Origin of the sequence: Amycolatopsis sp. NPDC004169 (assembly GCF_040610315.1) — a bacterium.
Classification (GTDB): Bacteria; Actinomycetota; Actinomycetes; order Mycobacteriales; family Pseudonocardiaceae; genus Amycolatopsis.
Genome location: NZ_JBEXMD010000059.1, coordinates 1 through 23322, shown reverse-complemented (window position 1 = coordinate 23322; position 23322 = coordinate 1). Strand labels below are relative to the sequence as shown.

Here is a 23322-nt window from a genome sequence, read left to right as displayed (position 1 = left end):
GTCAGGCCACCCCCGCCAGCTCGAGGGCCTCGACCGCCGTGCGCAGCGCCTCGGCCGGCTCCGGCGTGTAGGGCGACACCGACAGGGTCGTCACGCCGGCTTCGGCGTATTCCGTCATCTTCTCCGCGATCCGTTCCTTCGGACCCAGCAGCGACGTCGCATCGAGGAACTCCGGCGGCACCGCCGCCATCGCCCCCGCCCGGTCGCCCGCCAGGTACTTCTCCTGCACTTCGGCGGCCTCGGCCGCGAATCCCATCCGGCACGCCAGCCGGTTGTAGAAGTTCTTCTCCCTGCTTCCCATCCCCCCGAGGTAGAGCGCCGCGTAGCCGCGGACGGCGTCCGCGCACACCCGCCAGTCGTCGCCGGGCACCAGCGGCACCGACGGGACGACGTCGAAGCCCTCCAGCGTGCGCCCGGCCCGCTCGGCGCCGGCGCGGACGTGGGCCAGCTGCTCCCCCGCGTGGGCCGGCGAGAAGAACACCGGCAGCCAGCCGTCGGCGATCTCCCCGGCCAGCTCCAGGTTCTTCGGGCCGATCGCCGCCAGGTACAGCGGGATGTGCTTGCGGGCCGGGCGCACGGTCAGCCGCAGCGCCTTCCCCGGGCCGTCCGGCAGCGGCAGCGTGAAGTGCTCGCCCTCGAACCTCAGCCGCTCCCGGCGCAGCGCGGTCCGCACGATCTGCGCGTACTCCCGGGTGCGGCTCACCGGCGAGGCGAACCGGACGCCGTGCCAGCCTTCCGACACCTGCGGGCCGGACACGCCGAGGCCGAGCCGGAACCGGCCGCCCGAGAGCGTGTCGAGGGTCGCGGCGGTCATCGCCGTCATCGCCGGGGTGCGCGCCGGGATCTGCAGCACGGCGGCCCCGACGTCGATCCGCGACGTCTGCGCCGCGATCCAGGTGAGCACGGTCACCGCGTCCGAGCCGTAGGCTTCGGCGGCCCACACGACGGCGTAGCCGAGGTCCTCCGCCTGTTTCGCCAGTGCCAGGTTCGCGGGGTCGTTCCCCGCGCCCCAGTAGCCGAGATTGAGTCCGAGTCGCACGGGGCCAGACCCTAACGGGGGGCCATGATCGCGACACGACTCACCTTGGTCTCCTCCGGGGGAGGCCGCCCACTAGGCTCGGCGGTCGTGGAAAAGCGACTGCTCGGCCGCTCGGGACTGCGCGTCTCCCGTATGGCGCTCGGCACCATGACCTGGGGTGGCGACACCGACGCGGAGGAGGCCGCCAGCCAGCTGGTCGCCTTCGTCGACGCCGGCGGCACCCTGGTGGACACGGCCGACATCTACGGCGAGGGCGAGAGCGAGCGGGTGCTCGGCTCGCTGCTGGGCGACCTCGTGCCCCGCGAAGACGTCGTGCTCGCGACGAAAGCCGTCGCCAGGCGCACCGACGGCCCGTTCGGCGGCGGCGCCTCGCGCGGCGCGCTGCTCACCGCGCTCGACGGCTCGCTCCGCCGGCTCGGCACCGACCACATCGACCTCTGGCAGCTGCACGCCTGGGACGGCTGCGTGCCGCTCGCCGAGACGCTCTCCGCTCTCGAGTACGCCGTGACCAGCGGAAAGGTCCGTTACGTCGGCGTCTCGAACTACGCGGGCTGGCAGCTGGCCACCGCCGCCGCCGGCGCCCCGGCGATCGCCCCCATCGTCTCCACCCAGGTCGAATACTCGCTGCTGGAGCGCGGCGTGGACCGCGAAGTGGTGCCGGCCGCCGAGCACCACGGCATCGGGCTGCTGCCCTGGGCGCCGCTCGGCCGCGGCGTGCTGACCGGCAAGTACCGCACCGGCACGCCCGCCGACTCCCGCGGCGCGAACAGCGCCTACGCCGGGTACGTCGAGCACCACCGCACCGACCGCGCCGCCCGGATCGTGCAGGCCGTCGCGACGGCCGCCGACGGGCTCGGCACGTCCCCGCTCTCAGTGGCGCTGGCCTGGGTCCGCGACCGGCCCGGCGTCGTCGCCCCGGTCGTCGGAGCCCGCGACACCGGCCAGCTCACCGGCTCGCTGACCGCCGAGGACATCACCCTGCCGCCCGCCATCCGGTCCGCGCTCGACGACGTCAGCGCGATCGAGGTCGGCTACCCCGAACGCTGGCCCCGGTGAGCGCCAGGTGTCTGTTCGGTGACACGCACGTGACGGCACGGGGATCAAGGAGCATGCTGGTGAAGACCAACCGCCGAGGAGCGCCTGGAGGCCGCAACGTGCATCGGCTCGCCGCCGTGTCGTGGATCGCGCTCCCGCTCGCCGGTGCCCTGGTGCTCTCGGGCTGCTCGTCGGCCAAGTCGAACTCCGACGAGCTGCAGATCGTGGCGAACCCGGTCGCCGCGCGCCCGGCCGTCTCCCCCGCCGTCACGGTGAAACCCGCCGGTCAGGTGCTCGGCTCGGGTTCGGTCTCGGCGGTGGCCGTGGACCCGAAGACCTCGACCCTCGTCGTTGCGGTCCCTGCTCCCCCGGCTTTGCGGCTGTACGACTTGAACGCGCTCGCGTCACCGCCGGTGAATATGCCGTTATACGGTCCGGCGTCGCGGCTGACCGTGACGCCGGGGAAGGTCGAGATCGCCGAGCCCGGCCAGGGTGTGGTGCAGCAGCTGAGCCTGCCGGACCGGAGGCTGACGGAGACGAAGACGGGCGGGCAGCCGGCGTCGAGCATCGCCTACGGCGCCGATCGGCTGGTCGCGATGGGTGCGGGCAAGGACGTGCAGGTGCTGCCGCCGGCCGGGCCGGCGCGGACGATCGGCGGGCAGCTCTACAGCGCCGACGACGTGGTCGACACCGGGGACGGCGTGGTGGTGCTGGACCGGCTGCGGACGGCGGTGTTCTCCCTCGACGTCGCCGCCGGGAAGGTGGACGAGGGCCTGCGGGCCGGCGACGGCGCTGCGAACGTCGTGGCCGACTCCTACGGCCGGGTGCTGGTGACCGACGCGCGGGCAGGGGCGTTGATCGCGTTCTCGGCTTCGCCGCTGATCATGCGCCAGCGCTTCCCGGTGCCCGGTGGGGCGTACGGGATCGCCTACGACGCGCGGCGGAGCCTGGCCTGGGTGACGCTGACCGAACGCAACGAAGTGGTGGGGTTCGACGTCCGCGGCGGCGAACCCGTGGAGAAGTACCGGTTCCCCACCGTGCGCCAGCCGGACTCGGTGGGGGTGGACGAGAACAGCGGCCGGGTGGTCATCGGCTCGGCCGCCGGAGAAGGGACCCAGGTGATCCAGCCATGACGACGGTCGGCGAGGCGGTGGTCGAAGGGGATTGGGAGTACCGCCGCCTGCACCTCCCCCCGGGCGTGTCCCGGCGCGCGGCGGCGACCCAGCTCTCCATCCACGCGGAGTTCGCGGGCTGGGAACTGCGCACGGTCCGGCTTTACGCCGACGGCACGCGCCGGGTCTGGCTGCGCCGCAAGAAGACGGCGCAGAGCCTCCCCGGCGCCCTGCCGACCTAACCGAACACGCGGTTCAGCCAGTCACCCCAGGTCTTTTCCTCGACGTCCGCGGCGGCGCCCGGGGTGAACACGGCGTGGCAGGCGACCATCGCGCCGTGGAAGCCGCGGACGAACCGGAACATCGCCTCCGGCGTCCGCACGCCCACCGTCTGGTCGTTCACCGCGTACACGATCCCCTCCTGGCCGATCCGGACCCGGTCACCCTCGGCCGGGCGCGCCGGCAGCCCCAGTTCCGCACCGAGCCGCGCCCACGCCTCGTCCCAGTCCGCCACCGGTGGCCCGAACGCGGTCACCGGCGTTGCCGTCCGGCCCGCGAAGTGCGTCACGTACTCGGCCAGGGTGCGGAAGAACAGCGCGCCGCCCGCGGTCATCGCCTCGAACTCGTCCTCCCAGTCGTCGCCCGGGAGGAAGCCGCTCGTCACGCAGCGGATCACGGTGCTGCCGCCGTCCCGGCCCTCGACGAGGAACTCGTAGGCGATCCGGCGTCCGTCCGGTGCGGTCGCGCCGTAGGCGAGCTTCCGCGGCGGCTCCCACTCCCCGATCCGGAACTCGGGCCGGTACTCGCCGAAGGCGCCGCGGACCGTGCCGCCGGTGCCGCCCTCGACCTCGTTGCGGCCCATGAACCAGGAGTCGATGCCCGGCCCGGTCGCGATGGCTTCCCACACCTGCTCCGGGGTCGCGGCGACATCGGCCAGGTCGGTCAGTTCGAATTCGTGTCCCACTTCAGGACTCCTCCGGAACGCTCGGGTGCACGGCGACGACCACCCGGTACGGGCGGCCCTTCTCGGCCGTTTCGTCGTGGTACTTCCCCACCAGTGCGGTGACGGCGGCGGTCAGCTCCTCGGCGAACGCGGCCCGGTCGGCGGCGGAGGCGAACCGCACCTCGCCGTCGAGCGCGAATGTCGCCAGGCGCTGCCGGGCCTTGGCGGCGCCGGTGATCAGCAGGCCGACGTCGCGCACGAGCCGGCCGGCGACGGCGAGCAGCCAGCGCGCCGAAAGCCGGTCCGGTGAGCGGGCCGGGTCCGGCTGCACCGCGGCCAGCGCCGTCGGCGAGATGACGTACGACGCCGCCGTCGCCTGCATCATCCGCTCGGTGACGTTGCCCTTGCGGCGTTCCTCGACCAGCTCCACCAGGCCGTGGCTTTCCAGCGCCCGCAGGTGGTAGTTCACCTTCTGGCGCGGCAGGCCGACCCGCGCCGCGAGCATCGTCGCCGACGCCGGCTCGGCCAGTTCGGCCAGCAGCCGCGCCCGGACCGGGTCCAGCGACACCTCGGCCGCCGCCGCGTCTTCGATCACCGCAACCGGAAACATGCGCCCAGCATGCTGCCGAACAGATAATTTGTCAAGAACGATCGAGCTGTCGGTCCAGGAGGCTCTGGAAGTGCGGGCACGTCATGAGGTCGTCGTGCGGGCAGTCGCCGTCGAGCAGCTCCAGCGCCGCTTGGGCACGGGCGATCCGCGCCCGCAGCCGGTCCCGCTGCCGGGCCGCCATGGCCGCCCGGCCGGCCGCGGACCGGTCGGTCAGCATCGACCGGATGTCCGCGAGTTCGAACCCGGCTTCCTTGGCGACCAGGATCGCGGCCACCCGGCGCACATCCGCGTCGGTGTAGCGGCGCCGGGCCCCGTCGCGGGCGGGCGTCAGCAGTCCTTCCGCTTCCCAGTAGCGCAGCACGTGGGCCGGCAACCCGAACCGGGCGGCCACTTCGCCGATTGACTTCATGGCGGCATTAAGTCGCAGGATGGGCGCCATGTCCACGTTGCTGCCCCTCCTCGACGCCCTCGACGACCGTCCACAAGCCATCGAACTGCGGGAACGCACCTACCGGGGCCTCGGCGAGACCGTGGTCGACGTCGGCTGCGGCAGCGGCCGGGCCGTCGGCGAGCTGGCCGCGCGCGGGGTGCGCGCCATCGGCGTCGACGCCGACCCCGCCATGATCGAGGTCGCCGCCGCGCGCCGGCCGGACGGCGAGTTCCACGTCGCCGACGCCACCGCCCTGCCGCTCGACGACGGCTCGGTCACCGGCTACCGCGCCGACAAGGTCCTGCACGTCCTGCCGGACCCCGCGCGCGCCGTCGCCGAGGCCCGCCGCGTCCTGGCCCCCGCCGGCCGGGCGGTGCTCACCGGCCAGGACTGGGACACCGTCGTGATCGACTCCGACGACCCCGCCCGTACCCGCTCGATCGTGCACACCCGCGCCGACGGCATGCCGCACCCGCGGATCGCCCGGCGGTACCGGAACCTCCTGCTGGACCACGGGTTCACCGACGTCACGGTCGAGGTCCACACGCTCGTGTGGACCGACGCGGCGGCCCTGCCGGTGCTGGCCAACCTCGGCGGCGACGGCGCCTGGCTCGACGAGCAGACGGCCCGGGCCCGCGCCGACCGGCTGTTCGTGGCCGTGCCGATCTTCGTGGCCGCCGGGACCCGCTGACCTCAGCTCCGGTGCGCCGCGTTGACCAGCGCGACCACCCGCGGCAGCACCTGGGCCGCGGCTTCCAGCGGCACGACGTGCCCGACCCCGGGCAGCACCACCGCCGTCCCGTTGCCGAGGCCCTGGACCCACTGCTCGACGTCGGCGGCCCGGACGATCCGGTCCCGCTCCCCCACGATCGCCGTCACCGGCAGGCCGGCGACCTGCGCCAAGGCCGCCTCGCGCGCGTAGGCGTCCATGGCCGGGCGGAACAGAGACACCGTGTGGGGCCAGTTGCCGCGGATCATCTTCACCGTCAGCTCGACCAGGTCCGGGTCCGGGTCGTCGCCGAACAGCCACCAGCGCAGGCCCGCGCTGACCGCCCGGCTGGTGTGCTCCCGCACCACGCCGAACAGCTTGGAACCGAGCACCGCCTCGAGGTCGCGGGCCAGCTTCCCCAGCGCGTTCGGCCAGGTCGCCGACACCTCGGCGGCCAGCGTGCCCGACGACGTCGCCAGCAGCACCAGGCCCGAAACCCGTGCCTCGAACACCGAAGGGTGCCGCTGGGACAGCGACATGATGGCCAGGCCGCCCATGTCGTGCCCGACCAGCACCACGCGTCCGTCGGGCACTTCGCGGGCCAGCAGCTCGGCGAGGTCGTCGCCGAGCTGGGCCATGGTCGCGGTGCCGCGCCGCGCCCGCCCCGAGCCGCCGTGGCCGCGCTGGTCGTAGGTCAGCACGGCCACCGGGCCGTCCGCCGCGTCCGGCACCAGCGGCGCGATCCGGCCCCAGCTGCGCTGGTCGAGCGCGTAGCCGTGGACGAACACGACGGTCACCGGCGCGCTCGGGTCGCCCCTGCGGATCACCTGCAGGGGCGTGCCGTCGGCGAGCGCGAACCCGGTCATCAGGACGTGCGCAGGAACCGGTCCAGGACGCGGGTGCCGAACTTCAGCGCTTCGACCGGGACGCGCTCGTCCACGCCGTGGAACAGCGCCGAGAAGTCGAGGTCGGCGGGCAGCTTGAGCGGCGCGAAGCCGAAGTTGCGGATGCCCAGCTGCTGGAACGACTTCGCGTCGGTGCCGCCGGAGAGCATGTACGGCAGCGTCTTCGCTCCCGGGTCCTCGGCGAGCACCGCGGCGCTCATCGCGTCCACGAGCGCGCCGTCGAACGTCGTCTCGACCGGCGGGAGCTCCATCCACTCCTTCTCGATGTCCGGGCCGAGCAGCTCGTCGAGCTCCCGGTCGAAGGCCTCCAGGCGGCCCGGCAGGATCCGGCAGTCGACCGCGGCCTCGGCGACCGACGGGATGACGTTCGACTTGTAGCCGGCGGTGAGCATGGTCGGGTTGGCCGTGTCGCGCAGGGTCGCGCCGATCATCCGGGAGATGTTGCCCAGCTTCGCGACCGAGCCCTCCAGGTCGTCCTCCGGGAAGTCCCAGCCGGTGATCTCGGTGACGCCGGCGAGGAACTCCTTCACCGAGTCGGAGAGCACGAGCGGGAACCGGTGGTTGCCGAGCTTGGCCACGGCTTCCGAGAGCTTCGTCACGGCGTTGTCGCGGTGGATCATCGAGCCGTGCCCGGCGGTGCCGCGCACGCGCAGCTTCATCCAGCGGATGCCCTTTTCGGCCGTTTCGATGAGGTAGGCGCGGACGTCGTCCTTGAGCGTGATCGAGAAGCCGCCGACCTCGCTGATCGCCTCGGTGACGCCCTCGAACAGCTCGGGCCGGTTCTCGACCAGCCACTGGGCGCCGTACTTGCCGCCGGCCTCCTCGTCGGCCAGGAAGGCGAAGACGAGGTCCCGCGGCGGCACGACGTTGTTCAGCTTGTAGTGCCGGGCCAGCGCGAGCGCCATCCCGCACATGTCCTTCATGTCGACCGCGCCGCGGCCCCAGACGTAGTCGTCCTGGATGGCGCCCGAGAACGGGTGGACCGACCACTCGGACGCATCGGCGGGCACGGCGTCGAGGTGACCGTGGATCAGCAGGGCACCCCGTGACCGGTCGGCCCCTTCGAGCCGGACGATGACGTTGTGCCGGTCCTTCCCGCCCGACTCGACGTAGGTGATCTCGTAGCCGGCGTCGGTCAGCTTCTCGGCCACGTACTCCGCCGCCGCCCGCTCGCCGACCAGCGTGTCGGGATCGCCGGTGTTGGTCGTGTCGATGCGGATGAGCTCACTGGTCAGCGTGACGGCCTCGGCCGCGGCGGCTTCGATCAGGTTCGGTTCGGTCACCGGCCATTCCTATCATTGGCGCCGCCGGACGCGCTGGCCGTGGGACCGGCAGGTTCGGCTGATCGCCGCGCCGGATACGGCGTTATACGGGTTCACCCTGGCGCCGCCGGTCGCGCACGTAGATGACCGGCGGTTTGTCTTCGCCCGGGCTGCGGCGGTTCATTTCGAACAGCGTGGTCGCGGCGATCAGGTCACTGAGCTTGGCGTAGCCGTAGGTGCGGGAGTCGAAGTCCGGACGTTGCTTCGTGACGATGTTCCCGATGGCCGACAGCGAGGCCCAGCCGTCGTCGTCGGAGGCGGCTTCGGCGGCGTTGCGCAGCAGTGCTGTCAGCGCGACGTCGCTCGCGAGCTGCGCGGCGCGAGCGGACGGCACCTGCGCGGGGGCCGAGTCGGCCGGCGCGGCCGCGCTGCCGGGGTAGCCGAGGTTCTCGACGTAGATGAACTTGTCGCACGCCGCGACGAACGGCTTGGGTGTCTTGCGTTCACCGAAGCCGTACACGGTGAGGCCCGATTCGCGCAGGCGCGCCGCCAGGCGGGTGAAGTCGGAATCGCTGGAGACGATGCAGAACCCGTCGAAGCGGTCGGAGTACAGCAGGTCCATCGCGTCGATGACCATCGCGGCGTCGGTAGCGTTCTTGCCGGTGGTGTAGGCGAACTGCTGGATCGGCTGGATCGACTGGGCCAGCAGCTGGTCCTTCCAGCCTTTCAGGCTCGTCCCGGTCCAGTCGCCGTATGCGCGCTTCACGTGCGCGGTGCCGTACTTGGCCACTTCGGCCAGCAGCGCCTCGGTGATCCCCGGCCGGGCGTTGTCCGCGTCGATGAGCACCGCCAGCTTGGCGGCGGTCTCACTGGCTGTGGCCATGCTGTGCCCCTCGTCCTTCGCCGCGGCCGGGCGAACCCGTCGTTCCGGGGTCTCCCCCGGCTGTCCCGAGTGGATTCTGCCCGACTACAGCGGCCTCTCCCGAACCGGCGCGATCGTCGCCCCGGCCACGGGCGGGCAAGCGAGCAACCGCTGCTCCCCCGCCCCCGTCGCCACGACAGACGCCAGCAGCCGCACCGCCTCGCGGCCGAGTTCGCGCCGGGGTACCTCGAAGCCGCTCAACTCCGAGCCCGCCGGTGCGCGGCCCAGAACCGCGAGGGAGACGTCCCCCGGGATCGACGCCGCGTGCAGGGCGCGCTCCGCCGCGGCGACCACCGGCTCGTCGACGACCAGCGCGGTCACGCCTTCCCGGAGCCAGCCCTGGACCGCGGCCGGGTCGTGGCCGATGGTCAGGCCGGTGCCCGCGGACCGGACTCCGCGTTCGCGCTCGCGCGCCGCCGGGGTGTCGGCCGGGTCGCGCAGGTAGCCGATGCGGTGGTGGCCCGCCTCCCGCAGCCGGGTGATCACCTCCGCCGAAGCCGCTGCGTAGTCCGCGTCGACCCACGGGACGCGGGCGCCGAGGTCCGTGCAGCGTCCGATGTGGACGATCGGATAGCCGGCGGCGAGCTGCTCCGCGGGGACGGGACCGCCGAGGATCAGGCAGCCGTCGGCGAGCCGGCTGCGGCGGGGGAACCCCGGGCCGGGCGCGGTGAACATGATGAGGTCCTTGCCGAGCGCGGCGGCCTCCGCCTCGATACCGGCCAGGATCTCCTGGTGCGCCTCGAACGCCGGGGCGGCGGCGCAGATGCCGAGGAGACCGTGGCCCGCCTGCCGCTTCGCCAGCGGGTCGGCGTAACCGAGGCGCCGGGCGGTCTCCAGCACGCGCAGCCGGGTCGACTCGGCCAGCCGGACGCCGGTGCGGTTGCCGCCCAGCACCACCGAAACCGTCGCCTGGGAAACCCCCGCCACCCGCGCGATGTCGGCCTGCCGCACCCTGCCCATCGGGTACCTCGTTCGCCGGTTGCCGCGGTCAGCTGATCCGATTCAGACTGCAAGCCGCCCGGAGGGCCGTCAACGGTTTTGCCCGAAACTCCAGCGGATCCGGCCCGCTCGTCCGGCACCGCGGCAGCCCGGCCGGGGTGGCAGGATGCGGCCATGCGCTCCTTGCCCCTCGACGGCGTCACGGTCGTGTCGTGCGAACAGGCGGTCGCCGCGCCGCTGGCCACCCGGCACCTGGCCGACCTGGGGGCCCGCGTGCTCAAGATCGAACGGCCGGGCAGCGGCGACTTCGCCCGCGCCTACGACGAAACGGTGCACGGCCTCTCGAGTCATTTCGTCTGGCTGAACCGCTCGAAGGAGAGCGTGACGCTCGACCTCAAGAGCGCCGCCGCCCCCGCGGTGATGGCCGCGCTGCTGGACCGCGCCGACGTGTTCGTGCAGAACTTCGCACCCGGCGTCGCGGACCGGCTCGGGCTGGGCGCGGCCGCCCTGCGCGCCACCCGGCCGCGGCTGATCACCTGCTCGGTGTCCGGCTACGGCTCGACGGGGCCGTACCGCGACGCGAAGGCCTACGACCTGCTCATCCAGTCCGAAGCGGGGCTGGTGTCGGTGACCGGGTCCGCGGCGGAGCCGGCCAAGAGCGGCATCCCGGCCGCCGACATCGGCGCGGGGATGTACGCCTTCTCCGGCATCCTGTCCGCGCTGTACGACCGCGAGCGCACCGGGCAGGGCACCGAGCTCGAAGTCAGCCTGTTCGACTCGCTGGTCGAGTGGATGGGCTTCCCGTTGTACTACGCCGGCTACGGCGGGACGCCGCCCCCGCGCACGGGCACCAGCCACGCGGCGATCGCCCCCTACGGCACCTTCCGCGCGGGCGACGGCACCGAGGTGGTCCTGGCGGTGCAGAACGACCGCGAGTGGGCGGCGTTCTGCGAGCACGCGGTGGTCCGCCCGGACTGGGTCACCGACCCGCGGTTCGCGACGGGCAGCGCCCGCGTGGCGAACCGGACGTCGCTGGAAGGCGGGATCGACGCGATCTTCGCCGGGCTCACCGGGCCGGAACTGGAGGCCCGGCTGCGGGCGGGCCGGATCGCGCACGCCCGCCGCCGTGACCTGCCGGACGTCCTGGCGCACCCGCAGCTCACCGCGCGCGACCGGTTCGCGGAGGTGGCCACCCCGGCCGGGCCGGTCCGGGCGACGCTGCCGCCGATCACGGTCCCGGACCGCGCACCCCGGATGGACCCGGTGCCGGCACTGGGCGAGCACACCGACGCGGTCCTGACGGAGTTCGGCTTCGACGTGACGGCGTTGCGGCGTCAGGGCGCGGTCTAGCGCAGGTCCGCCCGCTCGGGCCGCCGGCGGGTCGCCACTTCGAGAGGTGATCTCGTTCTCGCCGTGAAAGGGCCGGGCGAACACCCGGATCATCACCGTCAGCGGCCGGGGCGCACCGTCACTCCCCCAGGATGCGCCGGGCCCTGGCGAGCACCGGCCGGTCCACCATCCGGCCGTCCACAACGGACACCCCGGCCCCCGCCGTCAGCACGCGGCGGGCCCACGCGCGTTCCTCCTCCGTCGGGGCGAAACCGGCCCGGACCGGGCCCACCTGCCGGGGGTGGAGGCACAGCTTGCCGCCGAAGCCGAGCCGGCGGGCGTACCGGACGTCCTCCGACAGCCGGGCGGGGTCGTGCAGGTCCGTGGTGACGCCGTCCACCGGCGGGGCCAGGCCGGCCGCCGCCGAGGCGAGCACCAGGCGCGAGCGCGGGTAGGCGAACGGTTCGCGGTCCTCCGGCACCACCCCGAGCTCGGCCGCCAGGTCCACGCTGCCGAACGCCAGCCGCGTCACCGACGGCACCGCGGCCAGCTCACCGGCCCGTTCCACGCCGAGCGCGGTCTCGACCAGCGCGACCACCTCCCCGAACCCGGCGAGCACCCCGGGCGTCTCGGCCTTCGGCACCATGACCGGCACACCGCGCGCGGCCACCAGCTCGGCGTCCGCGGCGAACCACGGGGTGCCGGGCGGGTTGATCCGGACCATCGCGCGGTGGCTCCCGAGCCATGCGCCCACCGAAGCCCGTGCCGCATCCTTCGCCGCGGGAGCGACGGCGTCTTCGAGATCGAGGATCACGACGTCGGCGCCGCTGGCGGCCGCCTTGCCGAAGCGGTCGGGCCGGTCACCGGGCACGAACAGGTAGGTCGTCGCGGCCACCCGGCCACGATAGCGGGTAGGGGTCCGCCGGCGCCGGACTGCGTGATCACCCGATGCGGCGGGTCACCCCTCAGGACGACCGTGGGCTCCACGACGAAGGGAGCTGTTCATGCGAGGCGACTGGATCCACGACTGGGTGCAGGTGGAAATGGCCTACCGGGCCGGGCCGCGGCCGGCGCCGCGGGTGCCGCACGAGCGGCCGTCTTCACACCCGTGGAAAGCGTTGTGGACGGCGCTGTTCCCGGCCCGCCGGGTCGAGGTTCGGCATCCGTGACGGCGGTCAGCGGGCTCCGGCGTGCACCCGCTCCACCGTTTCGGCCAGCTCGGCCAGGCCGGGCAGGACCGCGTCCGCCACCGCCGGGTCCTGCGGGCCGGCGTGCCGGTTCACCCAGATCCGCGGGATGCCCAGCGCCTGGGCGGGCACCATGTCGTGGAAGTGGCTCTGCGCCACGTGCACCCAGTTCGCGGCGGTCGCGTCGAAGGAGGCGGCGAACCGGCGGAAGGGCCCGTGGCCGGGCTTGTACTCGCCGACGTCCTCGGCGGTCACGATCGCGTCGATCGGCACCGCGAGCCGCCGCTGGGTCTCACCGATCAGGTCGCGGTCGCAGTTGGTCAGCAGCGCGAGGCGCCAGCCCGCCGCCCGCAGCGCGGCCAGCGCCGGCCGCGTGTCCGGGAAGACCGGCCAGTACGGCAGTCCGGTGCCGAGCACCGACGCGTCGTCGGCCACCAGCTCCAGCCCCGCTTCGGCCGCGGTCCGGCGCACGGACTCGGCCAGCACCTCCCGGTAGCGCCGCACCGGCACCTCGGCCTGCACCTGCGGCTCGATCCGGTGGTAGACCTCCAGCAGCTCCGCGCCGCGGCCGGGGAACAGCAGCTCGAAGCCGGTGGCGATGCCGTGGCGCCAGTCCACCAGCGTGCCGAAGCAGTCGAACGTCGCCCAGCGGATCACCGCGTCCCCTCCCCTGCCTCGGTCAGGCCCGCGAAGATCTCCGCGAACTCGAAGATCACCCGCGACCGCCTGCCGGACACCCAGGCCAGCGCCACCTCGTTCGGCGGCAGGTCCTCGACCGGCACGTGCACCACGTCCGCCCGCGTGTAGTACTCCGACGTCGACCGCGGGACGACGGCGATCCCCCGCCCGGCCGCGACGTGCTCGAGCTTCTCCTCCACGCTCCGGAACACCCGCCGGGCCGGCGCGGTGCCCTCGCGCAGCTCGACCGCGACGTCACGCCACTCCGGCACCGCGTCCGGGTCGTTGAGCAGGTGCTCGTCCGCGAGGTCGCCGACCCGCACCGATTCCTTGCCGGCCAGCCGGTGCCCGCCGGGCAGCACGGCCACGCGCGGCTCGCGGAACAGCGGCCGCACCCGGAGCCCGCGCCGGTCCACCGGGAGCCGGATGACGCCGACGTCCGCGCGGCCGTCGTGGAGGACTTCGAGCTGGTCGTCCCACGTCGTGCGCAGCAGTTCCACGGTGAGGTCGGGGTGACGTGCCGAGAGCTCGCGGACCGCGCCGGTGACCGTGATGCCGGGCATGAACGCCACGGTGAACGCCGAGGCCCCGCGCGCGGCCGTCGCGACCCGGCGGCGGAGGGCGTCGGCCGAGGCCAGCAGCGGCCGCGCGTCCTCGAGCAGCTGGCGGCCCGCCGCGGTGAGCTCGGTGGACCGCTTGTCGCGCACGAACAGCTGCGCCCGCAGCTCGCCTTCGAGGGCCCGGATCTGCCGCGAAAGCACCGGCTGCGCGATGTGCAGCCGCGCGGCGGCCCGCCCGAAGTGCAGTGCTTCGGCGACCGCCACGAAGTACCGTAGCTTCCGCAGATCGACGTCCATCGGGCTCCAGGGTATTAGCTCGCGAAGCGGCCCACCGCGACGAACGCCGCCAGCAGGAGCAGCACGACGTTCACCGGCAGCGACTTCGTCTCCTTGCGGCGCGCGTGCACGATGATCGCGCCGATCTGGACGAGCACCAGTCCCGTCGCGGCCAGCGGCGTCAGCACGGGGGCGATGTCCAGCGCCTGCGGCAGGATCAACCCGATCGCGGCCAGGACCTCCACCGCGCCGATGCCCTTCACCGCGGCATCGGAGAAGTCCCCCGCCCACCCCATGTTGGGGTTTTCCAGGAGCTTCTCGCGCGGGGTGGCGAGCTTCATGCCCCCGGCGCCGAGGTACAGCGCAGCGAGCAGGCCCGCCGCGATCCACAGGACGACGTTCACGGTCACCTCCGGTCGGAAGAAAGTAGTTGAACCCTATACCTCTTTCCGGAGAGGCCACCTCAACTTGGCCGGACCGTGACCGTTCCCCCCGGTCGCAGCGTGATCGTCCGCCGCCAGGTGCCGGCCCGCACCTCGGTCCGGGTGCCGCCGACGCTGCGGATCACCGCCCGGGTGACCTTCCCCGCCCGCCAGGCGAGGTCGACCTCGAACCCGCCGCGCGCGCCGATCCCGGTCACGCGGCCCGACGCCGCCCACGCCGTCGGCAACGCCGGGAGCAGCTCCAGCACCCCGGGCCGCGAGTACAGCAGCATCTCGGCCATCGCCGCCGGAGCGCCGAGGTTCGCGTCGATCTGGAAGATCGTGTAGCTGCCCTGGCTGTACATGTCGAAGAAGTTCGGCGCGGTGCCGTTGCCGTTGGCCACCGACGGGCGCAGCACGGTGAGCAGCAGCCGGTAGGCGTGCTCGGCGTCCTTGAGGCGCGCCCAGCACGCCGAGCGCCACGCGCAGGCCCAGCCGAAGCTGTCCATCCCGCGGGCGGTGAGCAGCGCCCGCACGCCGTCGAGCAGCTCCCGAGGTGCCGTGTCGGCCGCGATGCGGTCGCCCGGGAAGAAGCCGATCAGCGGCGAAAGGTGCCGGTGCGTGGTCTCGCCGAGGTCGTCCGGCGACATCCACTCCTCGAGCCGGCCCGTCGCCGGGCTCACCTTCGGCAGGTACAGCCGCTTCTGCAGCGCGCCGATCCGGTCGCCGTAGGCGCGGTCGCGGCCCAGCACCGCGACGGCTTCGCGGTAGTGCTCGAACAGGTCCCAGACGATCTCCTGGGCGTAGGTGATCCCGCGGGCGTCCTGCGGGCCGTGCTCGGGTGACCAGTCGTGGTCGTCGACGAGCACTTCGCGGCCGTCGACGGTCATCGGGAGCAGCCGCGCCTCCCAGAACTCGGCCGCGCCCTTCAACACCGGGTAGATCCGGGCGAGGTAGGCCTTGTCCTGGGTGAAGGCGTAGTGGTCCCACAGCGAGTTGCACAGCCAGGCGTTGCCGCCGGGGTGCCACCACCAGCCGGAGCCGCCGTAGATGTTGGTGGAAAACGCGACCGCCCAGCCCGCGACCTTCCCGCTGGTGTTGCGGAAGCGGTTCCTCGGGTCGTTGAACAGCCGTTTCGTGCTGTCCGTCCACACCGGAAGCTGCGCGAGGCAGTAGTCGGCCAGGGCAGTGAAGCTCCCGGGCAGCGCCGCGCGGTCGGCGAGCCAGTAGTTCATCTGGACGTTGATGTCGGTGTGGTAGTCGCTCATCCAGTCCGGCGAGTTGCTGTTCTGCCACAGGCCCTGCAGGCCCATCGGCAGGCCGTCGCGCGAGCCGGTGATCGTCAGGTAGCGCCCGAACTGCAGGTAGCTCGCCTCCAGCTCCGGGTCGGGCGCGTCCGGTTCGTCGTGCCGGGCGGCCAGCCGCGCCCCCGTGTCCAGCGCCCGTTTCGCCGGGGGCGACTGGCCGAGGTCGACGCTCATCCGGTCGTACAGCCGCCGGTAGTCGGCGACGTGGGTGGCCCGCAGGGCGCCGCCACCCACGGCCAGCGCCGCGGCCGCCTTGCGTTGCGACAGCACCAGGGGGTCGAGGGAGGTGTCGAGGAACTTGCGCGCGGCGTCCGGCACGTAGTTCGTGCCGCCGCTGAGCACGATGACGATCTCGCGGCCGCGGAAGGCGAGCCCACCGGACGTCGTCACCGCGCAGGCGTACTCCAGGCCGTTGGCGAAGGTGCCGGTGAACGCGCCCGGCCCGGCGGCCGGTTCCCCGCGGGTGGGTTCGAGGGTCACCGAGCCGGCGACGGGTCCGCCGCTGAGCCGGACGACCACGACGTCGTCGGGGTGGCTCGCGAAGTACTCGCGGCGGTACTGCACGCCCTGGTGCCGGTAGGTGAGCACGGCCAGGCCGTTGCTCAGGTCGAGCGTGCGGCGATAGTCCGTTACCCCCGTGTGCGCCGGGACCGCGATCCGCAGCTTCGCCAGCAGGCCCAGGGTGCCGAACTTCTCGGTCTCGTACGGGAACTGGCCGTCGTCCTGGAGGACGTCGTTGGGGCCGCCGGTCCACAGCGACGCGTCGGCGAGGTAGAGGAAGTCGGCGGCCGGGTCGCCGCCGACGAGGGCACCGATCCGACCATTGCCGATCGGCAGGCCCTGTTCGATGATCTTGTCCTCGCTCGCCGGTTCCGGGTACCAGAGCGTGGTGGCCGCCGACTCGGGGACGAGGTCCTCACCGGCCGGTCGGATGACTTCTGCGTTGGCACCGAAGGGACGCAGGCCACCGAGTGCCGCCACGGCACCGACCGCGCCACCGAGCTTGAGGAAGGTCCGCCGCGACGGCGGGACAGGCAGTTCCGGCATGGGTCATCCGATCGGCGTTGGGCGGAAAACGGCCGCGAAGCCCGCCAAACATATGACCTATCCGATCCGGTGGTCAAGAATCTTCGGGATGGCCGCCTTACCCGTGATCGGCTCGCTCGGCCAGGTACTCCCGGAAGGTGATCTCGCCTTCGCGGTGCCCGGGAGCCAGGTGGCCGCCGTCGGCGTAGGCCCGGAACGTCTCCCCCGGCACCGTGAGCGGCACGATCCGCCGTCGCCGTCCGCTCGCTTCACCGACCGCCTCGGCCAGCTCGGCCGCGGTGAGGATTTCCGGGCCCCCGAAGTCGGGCGCCCGGCCTGCGGGGTCCGCCAGCGCGTGGCCGGCGAGGCGGCGGGCGACGTCCCGGACGTCGACCGGCTGGAAGGAGACCCGCGGGACCGGCACCACCGGCAGCCGGGACGCGCCGGACAGGAGGCCGCGGACCAGGCCGTGGAACTGGGTGGCCCGCTGGATGGTGCAGGGCAGGCCGGAGGTGGCGACGAGCTGGTCGGTCTCGTGCTTGGCCCGGTAGTAGCCGAGCGGGACGCGGTCGACGCCGACGATCGAGACGTACACCAGGTGCGGGCCGCCCGCCCACCGCGCCGCCTCGATCAGCGTGCGCGCGAGCTGGGCCTCCCGGCCGAAGTAGTCGGTGGCGCAGTGGACGACGACGTCCACGCCGGCGACGGCGCTGTCGACGCCGCGCCCGGTCCGCAGGTCGCCGCGGACGACGTCCGGCGCGGGCCGGCGGCTGAGCACGCGGACCTCTTCGCCCGCCGCCCGCAGGCGGCGCACCACCGCGCTGCCGAGCTGCCCGGTGCCGCCGGTGACCAGGATCCGCACGTCGACCACCTCCGGCGCCATCCTGGCACGGGTGTGCCCGCCGGGAAACGGTTTCCCGGCGGGCACACCCGGCTCTTCTCAGGTGCGGTTGATGGTGAACGTGGTGGTGCGGTTGCGGATGTCCTCGGCGTTGTCGGCCAGGGTGAGCCCGGTGAAGGTCGCCGAGCCGACGGCCGGGCCCTGGCCCGGTTCCGGCAGCTCGTTGGCCCAGATCCCGATCCCGGACTTGGCGTCGAAGGCGTCCCCGCTGCGGTGGGCGCCGGTGATCGACACGTTCGTCAGCACGGTGTCCTCGACCGGGTGCTCCGGCGTGGTGCCGTCGTACTTGGTCTGGAACATGATGCCGCTGTAGGTCGGGCTCTGGATGTCCACGTCGGACACCCGGATGCCGCGGAACTCCTTGGACGCGGAGAACAGCCAGATCGCCGGGAACGTCTGCTGGCCCCAGAAGTGGCCGCCGTCCCGGACCAGCGAGGCGTTCTGGACCGTCGTCGGCTGCGGCCCGAACCCGAGGAACGGGTAGCCGAAGTCGAGCGAGCTGATCGTGATCGCCGAGTAGGTCAGCGTGTCCGCGATGTAGAGGTTCCGGAAGGTGTTGTTGTACCCGCCGTACACCGCCAGCCCGGCCGCGCGCCACGGGGTGAGCGCGGTCAGGTTCTCGAACACGTTGTCGTACTGGTTGCCCGCGTTGATGTCCGTGGCGGCGAACAGCGCGAAGCTGTCGTCACCGGTGGACCGGGCTTCGATGTTGGTGACGTGGTTGCCGGTGCTCCCGTTCGTGAGGTTGACGCCGTCGGCGAAGGTGTCGCGGATCCGGGAGTTCTTGATCGTGGTGTTGTCCACGTTGGTGCCCCAGACCATGACCACCTGGTGCTCGACCCAGATGTTGTCGATCGTCAGGTTCGCCACGTTGGTCAGGTTGAACACCTTGCCGGGGCCGTCGATGCGGGAGGTGTAGTTCCCGAACACCGCGAACCCGCTGAACGTCGAGCCGTTGGCGCTCGACTGGACGTCGATGCCGATGTCGGTGTTCTCCTGGCCCGAGGGCGCGGAGAACTTCGTGAACCACGGCCCGGCGCCGGTGACCGTGACGGCCTTGCCGTAGACGTTCAGCTTGCTCGACAGCGCGTAGTCCCCGGCCGGCAGGTAGACGCCGGTGAGCGTGGCGTCCTGCCGGACCTTGTCGAGGGCGGCCTGCACGTCCTGCTGGGTGAACCCGGCCGGCGTCGCGAAGTGCGCCGGGTCCGGGTTGCCGACCGCGGTGGCCTGCTCGAAGTTGACGAAGTCGATCGCGTAGTTCGTGCTGTTGGCCGCGTCCTTCTGCAGCTTGATCCGGTGGCCGGCGGGCACGGTCGTGCCGAGCAGCGTGCTCGCCTCGTCGTAGATGTGCCGCGGTCCGGTGCCCGGCGAGTTGCCCGGGCCGGTTTCGGCGCCGTAGAGCCACGCGTAGTGCGACGTCAGGTCGATGGCCTTGAGGAAGGTGCCGTCGACGTAGACGTTGAGGGTCGCGTTGATCCCGCCGCCGCCCGCGCTGTCCGGGATGGAGAACCGGGTGACGAGGGTGTTGGTCGCCGCGCGGGTGGTGAACTCCACGGACGAGCCGGTCGAGTTGAGCGTGACGGCCTTGCGGCCCGATGCCTCACCCGCGAGGTCACCGATCGTGCGGTTCGGGCCGACCACGCCCGCGCCGCCGGCGAGCACGCCGTCCTCGGCCTCGTACATGTCGTAGGGCATGTTCGCGCCACGGCCGACGAAGAGCGCCTGCGTGCCGGTGTTGTTGCCCTGCTTGACGGGCAGTTCGTTGGCGTCGTTCGCCACCACGGTCTTGACCGTGTACCGGCCGTTGGCCGCGGTCCAGGTGCCGACGGTCACCGGCGCGGCGGTCGCGCCGGCGGCGATGGCCCCGGTGTAGCTGCCGGTCAGCGTCTTGACGACGGTGCCGCTCTGGTCGGAGATCGTCACCGTGACGCCGTGGGCCCCGCCCGCACTGGCCACGGTCCCCTGGTTGCGCAGGGTGGTGGTGAAGGTGACGGTGTTGCCCGCGGACGGGTTGCCGGGCGACCACGCCGTCGCGGCGACCAGGTCGGAGCTCTGCACCGGGCTGACGACCAGCGCCGTCGAACTCGTGAAGGAGTTGTTGGCCTCGTTCTGCTCGATGACGGCGTTGGCCTCGTCGACCTTCGCCGTCAGCTGGTAGCTGCCGGCGTCCCGGGTGCCGATGTTCGCCGACACGGTCGTCGACGCACCGGCGGCCAGCGCACCGACGTTCGCCGTGCCGACCTTGGTCGTCCCCAGGTAGAGGTTGACGTTCGTCGCCCCGGAGGCGGCCGTCCCGGCGTTGCGGACGGTCGCCGACGCGGTGATCGCATCGGTCTCCACCGGGTTCTGCGGCGACCAGGACACGCCGGAGATGGTCAGGTCGGGATTCGGCGCGGGGACGCCGAAGACCTGGAACTCCGCGGCCTGCCCGCCGCCCGCGCCGGAGTTGGCGGTGACGCGCAGGCGCACGTCGGCGGCCCGGCCGCCGAGCGGGATCGTCACGGTGTTGCCGGTCGCGGGGCTGAAGCTGTAGGTCTGGGCGGCGGCCAGGGTGGTGAAGGCGGACGCGCTCTGCTCACGGCCTTCGACCGCGATCGTCTGGGTCCGCGGCCCCCACGCGGGGTCGGGGTTGAGCTTGACCACGACCTGGTTCAGGTCGGCGTTCGCCCCGAGCGCGACGGTCAGGAGGTTGGGGTACGTCCCACCGCCGCCCTCCCAGTACGTCGTCACCGAGTCGTCGTTGGCGTTGGCGGCCACGTACGTCCACTCGGTCGAGGACGCCGTGATCGGCTTGCCCAGCGCGAGGTTCGTCCCGGCCTGGGTGCCGGCGCGGGTCACGGTGTTGCTCGCGGCCGACTGGTTGCCCGCGGCGTCCTTCGCGCGGACGAAGTACGAGACGGTCGCACCGTCGGGCTGGCTGTCGGTGTAGGTCAGGACGGTCCCGCCGACGCTGCCGCGGAGCTGGCCGTTCGCGTAGACGTCGTAGCCGGCGACGCCGGTGTTGTCGGTCGACGCCGACCACGTCAGCCGGATCTGACCGCCCGCCGGCTGGGTGTAGGCGAGGTTGCCGGGCGCGGACGGCGGCTGGGTGTCCCCGCCGGCCGGGCCGTGCACCTCGAACTCCGACAGCTGGGCGGCGGGCCAGCCGGTGTTCGCCGAGACGTTCAGCCGGACGTACCGGGGCTTGCCGCTGACGTCGACGGTCACGGTGTTGGCCTTGGCCGGGTCGAACACGTACCCGGCCGAGGGCTTGAGGTCGGTGAAGGTGGTCCCGTCGGTGCTGCCCTGGACGCTGAAGGTCTCGGTACGGGCACCCCAGTTCGCGGCCGGCAGCTTGAGCACGAGCTGCGCCACGTCGGTCGGCGTGCCGAGGTCGGCCTGGACCCACTGCGGGAACTGGTTGTTCGTGCTTTCCCAGTAGCTGTCCTGGTTCCCGTCGCCGACGTTCGACGCGGGATAGCCGGCGAGCTGGCTGCTGGCGGTGTAGGTCGCGGCGGCGGCCTGCGCCGCGGGCCGGACGGCGGGAGCGGCGGCCGGGGCCGCGCTCGCCGGCGCGGCGGGCGTGGCCAGGAGCAGGGACAGGGCGGCGAAGGCAGCCGCGGGTGACAACACTCGCTTCGTTCTCATGCGGTTCCTCGGATCCGGGGAGGGGAGGGAGACGAAACCGGGATCTTCCTGTCAGTTGCCGTCATTTACCGGTCATCTGTCAGGTTCTTGCGTTGATTCGTCCAAGAGTTACAGTGACGTGGGTCTCAAGTCAACGGCCGGGCAGCAAAAAGGCCTCCTTGCCGAAGCAAGGAGGCCGGGTGGCGGGGTGGCTGCGATCAGGCGTGCACGGCACCGAGCCGGATCGCGTGGGTGCCGGGAGCGTTCACGGGACCACCGCAGTGAGCGCAGACGGTGACCGGCTCGAGCACCTCGCCGCAGGCGTGCCGCCAGAGCGTGGGCGGTTCGCCCTGGTGGACGTACTTGTCACCCCAGGCCATCAGGCCGAGCAGGATCGGCTGCAGGGCCCACCCGGCTTCGGTGGGGTTGTACTCGTGGCGCGGCGGGTGGGCCTCGTACTGGACCTTCTCCAGCACTCCGGCGTCGACGAGCTTGCGCAGCCGCGCGGCCAGGATGTCCCGGCTGGCCCCGGTGTTCTCGGCGATCTGGTTGAACCGCCGCTCCCCCAGCATGATCTCCCGCAGCGCGAGCAGGCTCCACCGCTCCCCGACGACCTCGAGCGCCTCGGCGACCGAGCACTCACGACCACGCCGGACCATGCCACCTCCACGGGATTGAAAATCCAACCTAGCACGTCAACGCCATGTGACGTGCGGAACAGCAGAGTTGTGAATTCCAACTGACCGGGCGTATACCGAAGGCATCCCGATCTGCGAGGAGGCAGACGCCATGACGAACGCGGTGATCGTCGACGCGGTACGAACCCCGATCGGCAAGGGCAAGCCGAACGGCGCCCTCGCCGGGGTGCACCCGGTGGACCTGCACGCCCACGCCCTGCGCGCCCTGGTCGAGCGAACCGGGGTGGACCCGGCCCGCATCGACGACGTGATCAGCGGAGCCGTGGGCCAGATCGGCGAGCAGAGCATGAACACGGCACGCTGGGCCGCACTGGCGGCCGGCCTGCCGGAGTCGGTTCCCGCGGTGACGGTCGACCGCCAGTGCGGCAGCAGCCAGCAGGCCGTCCACTTCGCCGCCCAGGGGGTGATCGCGGGCGCGTACGACGTGGTGATCGCCTCGGGGGTCGAGTCGATGAGCAGGGTGCCGATGGGCAGCCAGGTGGCCGGCCGCGACCCGTTCGGCCCCCAGGTGGCGGCGCGCTACCCGGAGGGCTTGGTGCCGCAGGGCATCAGCGCGGAGCTGATCGCCGCGAAGTGGGGCTTCACCCGGCAGCAGCTGGACGAGTTCGCGGCGGAGAGCCACCAGCGCGCGGCCAAGGCCTGGGCGGACGGCAAGTTCGCCGCAGAAGTGGCACCGATCAAGGCCCCCGGCGCCGACGGAACCCTCCGGGAGATCACGACGGACGAGACGGTCCGCCCGGGAACGACCCCGGAGATCCTCGCCGGCTTGAAGCCGGCGTTCCGCGCGGAAATCTGGGAGCAGCGCTTCCCGGACCTGGGCTGGCACATCACGGCGGGCAACTCTTCACCGATCAACGACGGAGCAGCAGCCCTCCTGATCACCAGCGCCGAGACGGCGGCAGCGTCGGGCTTGAAGCCCCGAGCCCGAATCCACAGTTTCGCGGTGACGGGCGACGACCCCCTGCTGATGCTGACGGGCATCATCCCGGCCACCCGCAAGGTCCTGCAAAAGGCGGGACTGAAGGTAACGGACATCGACGCATTCGAGGTCAACGAGGCATTCGCCAGCGTGGTACTGGCCTGGCAGAAGGAAATCGGCGCAGACCCGACCAAGGTGAACATCAACGGAGGAGCAACGGCACTGGGCCACCCCCTGGGAGCAAGCGGAGCACGCCTGGCAACAACACTGCTGTCGGTCCTCGAGCAAACAGGAGGCCGCTACGGCCTCCAGACGATGTGCGAGGCAGGAGGCCTCGCCAACGCGACAATCATCGAACGCCTGGACTGACAAACACGCAGCCAAAACACACGCCGAAGCCGAGCCACGAAGAAGCCCAGACCCCCGCAACCCCGATCCGAAGCCAAAACACGGCCGGGGGGGGGGGGTGGAGGGGCGCGGGGGCCCCGGGGGAGACAGGCCCCCGCC

The 23322-nt window shown here is 72.5% G+C and carries 23 protein-coding genes; 7 read left to right on the top strand and 16 right to left on the bottom strand.

The window, feature by feature from the left end:
- Position 1: 1 nt before the first annotated feature.
- On the bottom strand, positions 2-1039 hold the full coding sequence (locus tag ABZX11_RS43985; RefSeq protein WP_354924611.1) for an LLM class F420-dependent oxidoreductase: 1038 nt from the start codon (positions 1037-1039) through the stop codon (positions 2-4).
- A gap of 87 nt (positions 1040-1126) precedes the next feature.
- Between ABZX11_RS43985 and ABZX11_RS43980 the strand changes: the two genes are divergently transcribed.
- The 3 genes from ABZX11_RS43980 to ABZX11_RS43970 all read left to right on the top strand — a co-directional run bounded on the left by ABZX11_RS43980 (position 1127) and on the right by ABZX11_RS43970 (position 3428).
- Entirely contained in the window at positions 1127-2095 is a 969-nt protein-coding gene (locus tag ABZX11_RS43980; protein ID WP_354924610.1) for an aldo/keto reductase, read from the top strand.
- Positions 2096-2193: 98 nt separating this feature from the next.
- Positions 2194-3207, top strand: coding sequence for a hypothetical protein (locus ABZX11_RS43975; protein WP_354924631.1), 1014 nt, complete (start codon positions 2194-2196; stop codon positions 3205-3207).
- Complete coding sequence (locus ABZX11_RS43970) at positions 3204-3428, top strand: DUF5703 family protein (protein ID WP_176169699.1); 225 nt, start codon at positions 3204-3206, stop codon at positions 3426-3428. The genes ABZX11_RS43975 and ABZX11_RS43970 overlap by 4 nt, the downstream gene beginning before the upstream one ends.
- On the opposite strand, the gene ABZX11_RS43965 is transcribed toward ABZX11_RS43970, so the two are convergent.
- From ABZX11_RS43965 to ABZX11_RS43955, 3 genes are read right to left on the bottom strand one after another with little or no spacing between them, the layout of a single operon-like run.
- The gene (locus ABZX11_RS43965; RefSeq protein WP_354924607.1) at positions 3425-4150 is read right to left on the bottom strand and encodes an SRPBCC domain-containing protein; all 726 of its coding nucleotides are present in this window, start codon (positions 4148-4150) and stop codon (positions 3425-3427) included. The two genes, ABZX11_RS43970 and ABZX11_RS43965, sit on opposite strands and share 4 nt — an antisense overlap.
- 1 nt (position 4151) lies before the next feature.
- Positions 4152-4739: a helix-turn-helix domain-containing protein gene (locus ABZX11_RS43960; protein WP_176169701.1), complete on the bottom strand. Its 588-nt coding sequence runs from the start codon at positions 4737-4739 to the stop codon at positions 4152-4154.
- A gap of 31 nt (positions 4740-4770) precedes the next feature.
- Positions 4771-5148: a MerR family transcriptional regulator gene (locus tag ABZX11_RS43955; protein ID WP_354924605.1), complete on the bottom strand. Its 378-nt coding sequence runs from the start codon at positions 5146-5148 to the stop codon at positions 4771-4773.
- A gap of 28 nt (positions 5149-5176) precedes the next feature.
- On the opposite strand from ABZX11_RS43955, the gene ABZX11_RS43950 reads away from it, so the two are divergent.
- Positions 5177-5860, top strand: coding sequence for a methyltransferase domain-containing protein (locus tag ABZX11_RS43950; protein ID WP_354924603.1), 684 nt, complete (start codon positions 5177-5179; stop codon positions 5858-5860).
- 2 nt (positions 5861-5862) lie between these two features.
- Here the strand turns inward: ABZX11_RS43950 and ABZX11_RS43945 are convergent, their stop codons facing one another.
- The 4 genes from ABZX11_RS43945 to ABZX11_RS43930 all read right to left on the bottom strand — a co-directional run bounded on the left by ABZX11_RS43945 (position 5863) and on the right by ABZX11_RS43930 (position 9927).
- Positions 5863-6744, bottom strand: a complete 882-nt coding sequence (locus ABZX11_RS43945; protein ID WP_354924601.1) for an alpha/beta hydrolase — start codon at positions 6742-6744, stop codon at positions 5863-5865.
- Complete coding sequence (locus ABZX11_RS43940; protein ID WP_176169705.1) at positions 6744-8066, bottom strand: M20/M25/M40 family metallo-hydrolase; 1323 nt, start codon at positions 8064-8066, stop codon at positions 6744-6746. Before ABZX11_RS43940 ends, ABZX11_RS43945 begins: the two co-directional genes overlap by 1 nt.
- 82 nt (positions 8067-8148) lie before the next feature.
- The gene (locus ABZX11_RS43935) at positions 8149-8928 is read right to left on the bottom strand and encodes an NYN domain-containing protein (protein WP_176169706.1); all 780 of its coding nucleotides are present in this window, start codon (positions 8926-8928) and stop codon (positions 8149-8151) included.
- A gap of 84 nt (positions 8929-9012) precedes the next feature.
- Positions 9013-9927: a LacI family DNA-binding transcriptional regulator gene (locus tag ABZX11_RS43930; protein WP_354924599.1), complete on the bottom strand. Its 915-nt coding sequence runs from the start codon at positions 9925-9927 to the stop codon at positions 9013-9015.
- 153 nt (positions 9928-10080) lie between these two features.
- Here ABZX11_RS43930 and ABZX11_RS43925 point away from each other — a divergent pair, with 153 nt between their 5' ends.
- Positions 10081-11256 carry a CaiB/BaiF CoA-transferase family protein gene (locus ABZX11_RS43925; protein WP_354924597.1) on the top strand — a complete coding sequence of 392 codons (1176 nt, stop codon included), beginning with the start codon at positions 10081-10083 and terminating at the stop codon, positions 11254-11256.
- Positions 11257-11374: 118 nt separating this feature from the next.
- Here ABZX11_RS43925 and ABZX11_RS43920 read toward each other — a convergent pair whose 3' ends face one another.
- Positions 11375-12130 (bottom strand): CoA ester lyase, encoded by a 756-nt coding sequence (locus tag ABZX11_RS43920; RefSeq protein WP_354924595.1) that lies wholly within the window; start codon positions 12128-12130, stop codon positions 11375-11377.
- A gap of 109 nt (positions 12131-12239) precedes the next feature.
- On the opposite strand from ABZX11_RS43920, the gene ABZX11_RS43915 reads away from it, so the two are divergent.
- Positions 12240-12404 carry a hypothetical protein gene (locus ABZX11_RS43915; RefSeq protein ID WP_354924593.1) on the top strand — a complete coding sequence of 55 codons (165 nt, stop codon included), beginning with the start codon at positions 12240-12242 and terminating at the stop codon, positions 12402-12404.
- Positions 12405-12410: 6 nt separating this feature from the next.
- On the opposite strand, the gene ABZX11_RS43910 is transcribed toward ABZX11_RS43915, so the two are convergent.
- From ABZX11_RS43910 to ABZX11_RS43880, 7 genes are all read right to left on the bottom strand, one after another.
- Positions 12411-13079: an HAD family hydrolase gene (locus ABZX11_RS43910; protein WP_176169710.1), complete on the bottom strand. Its 669-nt coding sequence runs from the start codon at positions 13077-13079 to the stop codon at positions 12411-12413.
- Complete coding sequence (locus tag ABZX11_RS43905) at positions 13076-13957, bottom strand: LysR substrate-binding domain-containing protein (RefSeq protein WP_176169711.1); 882 nt, start codon at positions 13955-13957, stop codon at positions 13076-13078. Before ABZX11_RS43905 ends, ABZX11_RS43910 begins: the two co-directional genes overlap by 4 nt.
- Positions 13958-13971: 14 nt before the next feature.
- Positions 13972-14340 carry a DoxX family protein gene (locus tag ABZX11_RS43900; RefSeq protein ID WP_354924591.1) on the bottom strand — a complete coding sequence of 123 codons (369 nt, stop codon included), beginning with the start codon at positions 14338-14340 and terminating at the stop codon, positions 13972-13974.
- 59 nt (positions 14341-14399) lie between these two features.
- Positions 14400-16712: a glycoside hydrolase N-terminal domain-containing protein gene (locus ABZX11_RS43895; RefSeq protein WP_354924589.1), complete on the bottom strand. Its 2313-nt coding sequence runs from the start codon at positions 16710-16712 to the stop codon at positions 14400-14402.
- Between the two features lie 97 nt (positions 16713-16809).
- Entirely contained in the window at positions 16810-17574 is a 765-nt protein-coding gene (locus ABZX11_RS43890) for an NAD(P)H-binding protein (protein WP_354924587.1), read from the bottom strand.
- Positions 17575-17631: 57 nt separating this feature from the next.
- Positions 17632-21219, bottom strand: a complete 3588-nt coding sequence (locus tag ABZX11_RS43885) for a CARDB domain-containing protein (RefSeq protein WP_354924585.1) — start codon at positions 21217-21219, stop codon at positions 17632-17634.
- A gap of 197 nt (positions 21220-21416) precedes the next feature.
- On the bottom strand, positions 21417-21857 hold the full coding sequence (locus ABZX11_RS43880) for a helix-turn-helix domain-containing protein (RefSeq protein WP_354924583.1): 441 nt from the start codon (positions 21855-21857) through the stop codon (positions 21417-21419).
- Between the two features lie 130 nt (positions 21858-21987).
- On the opposite strand from ABZX11_RS43880, the gene ABZX11_RS43875 reads away from it, so the two are divergent.
- On the top strand, positions 21988-23184 hold the full coding sequence (locus tag ABZX11_RS43875; protein WP_354924581.1) for a thiolase family protein: 1197 nt from the start codon (positions 21988-21990) through the stop codon (positions 23182-23184).
- The last annotated feature ends 138 nt before the right edge of the window (positions 23185-23322 follow it).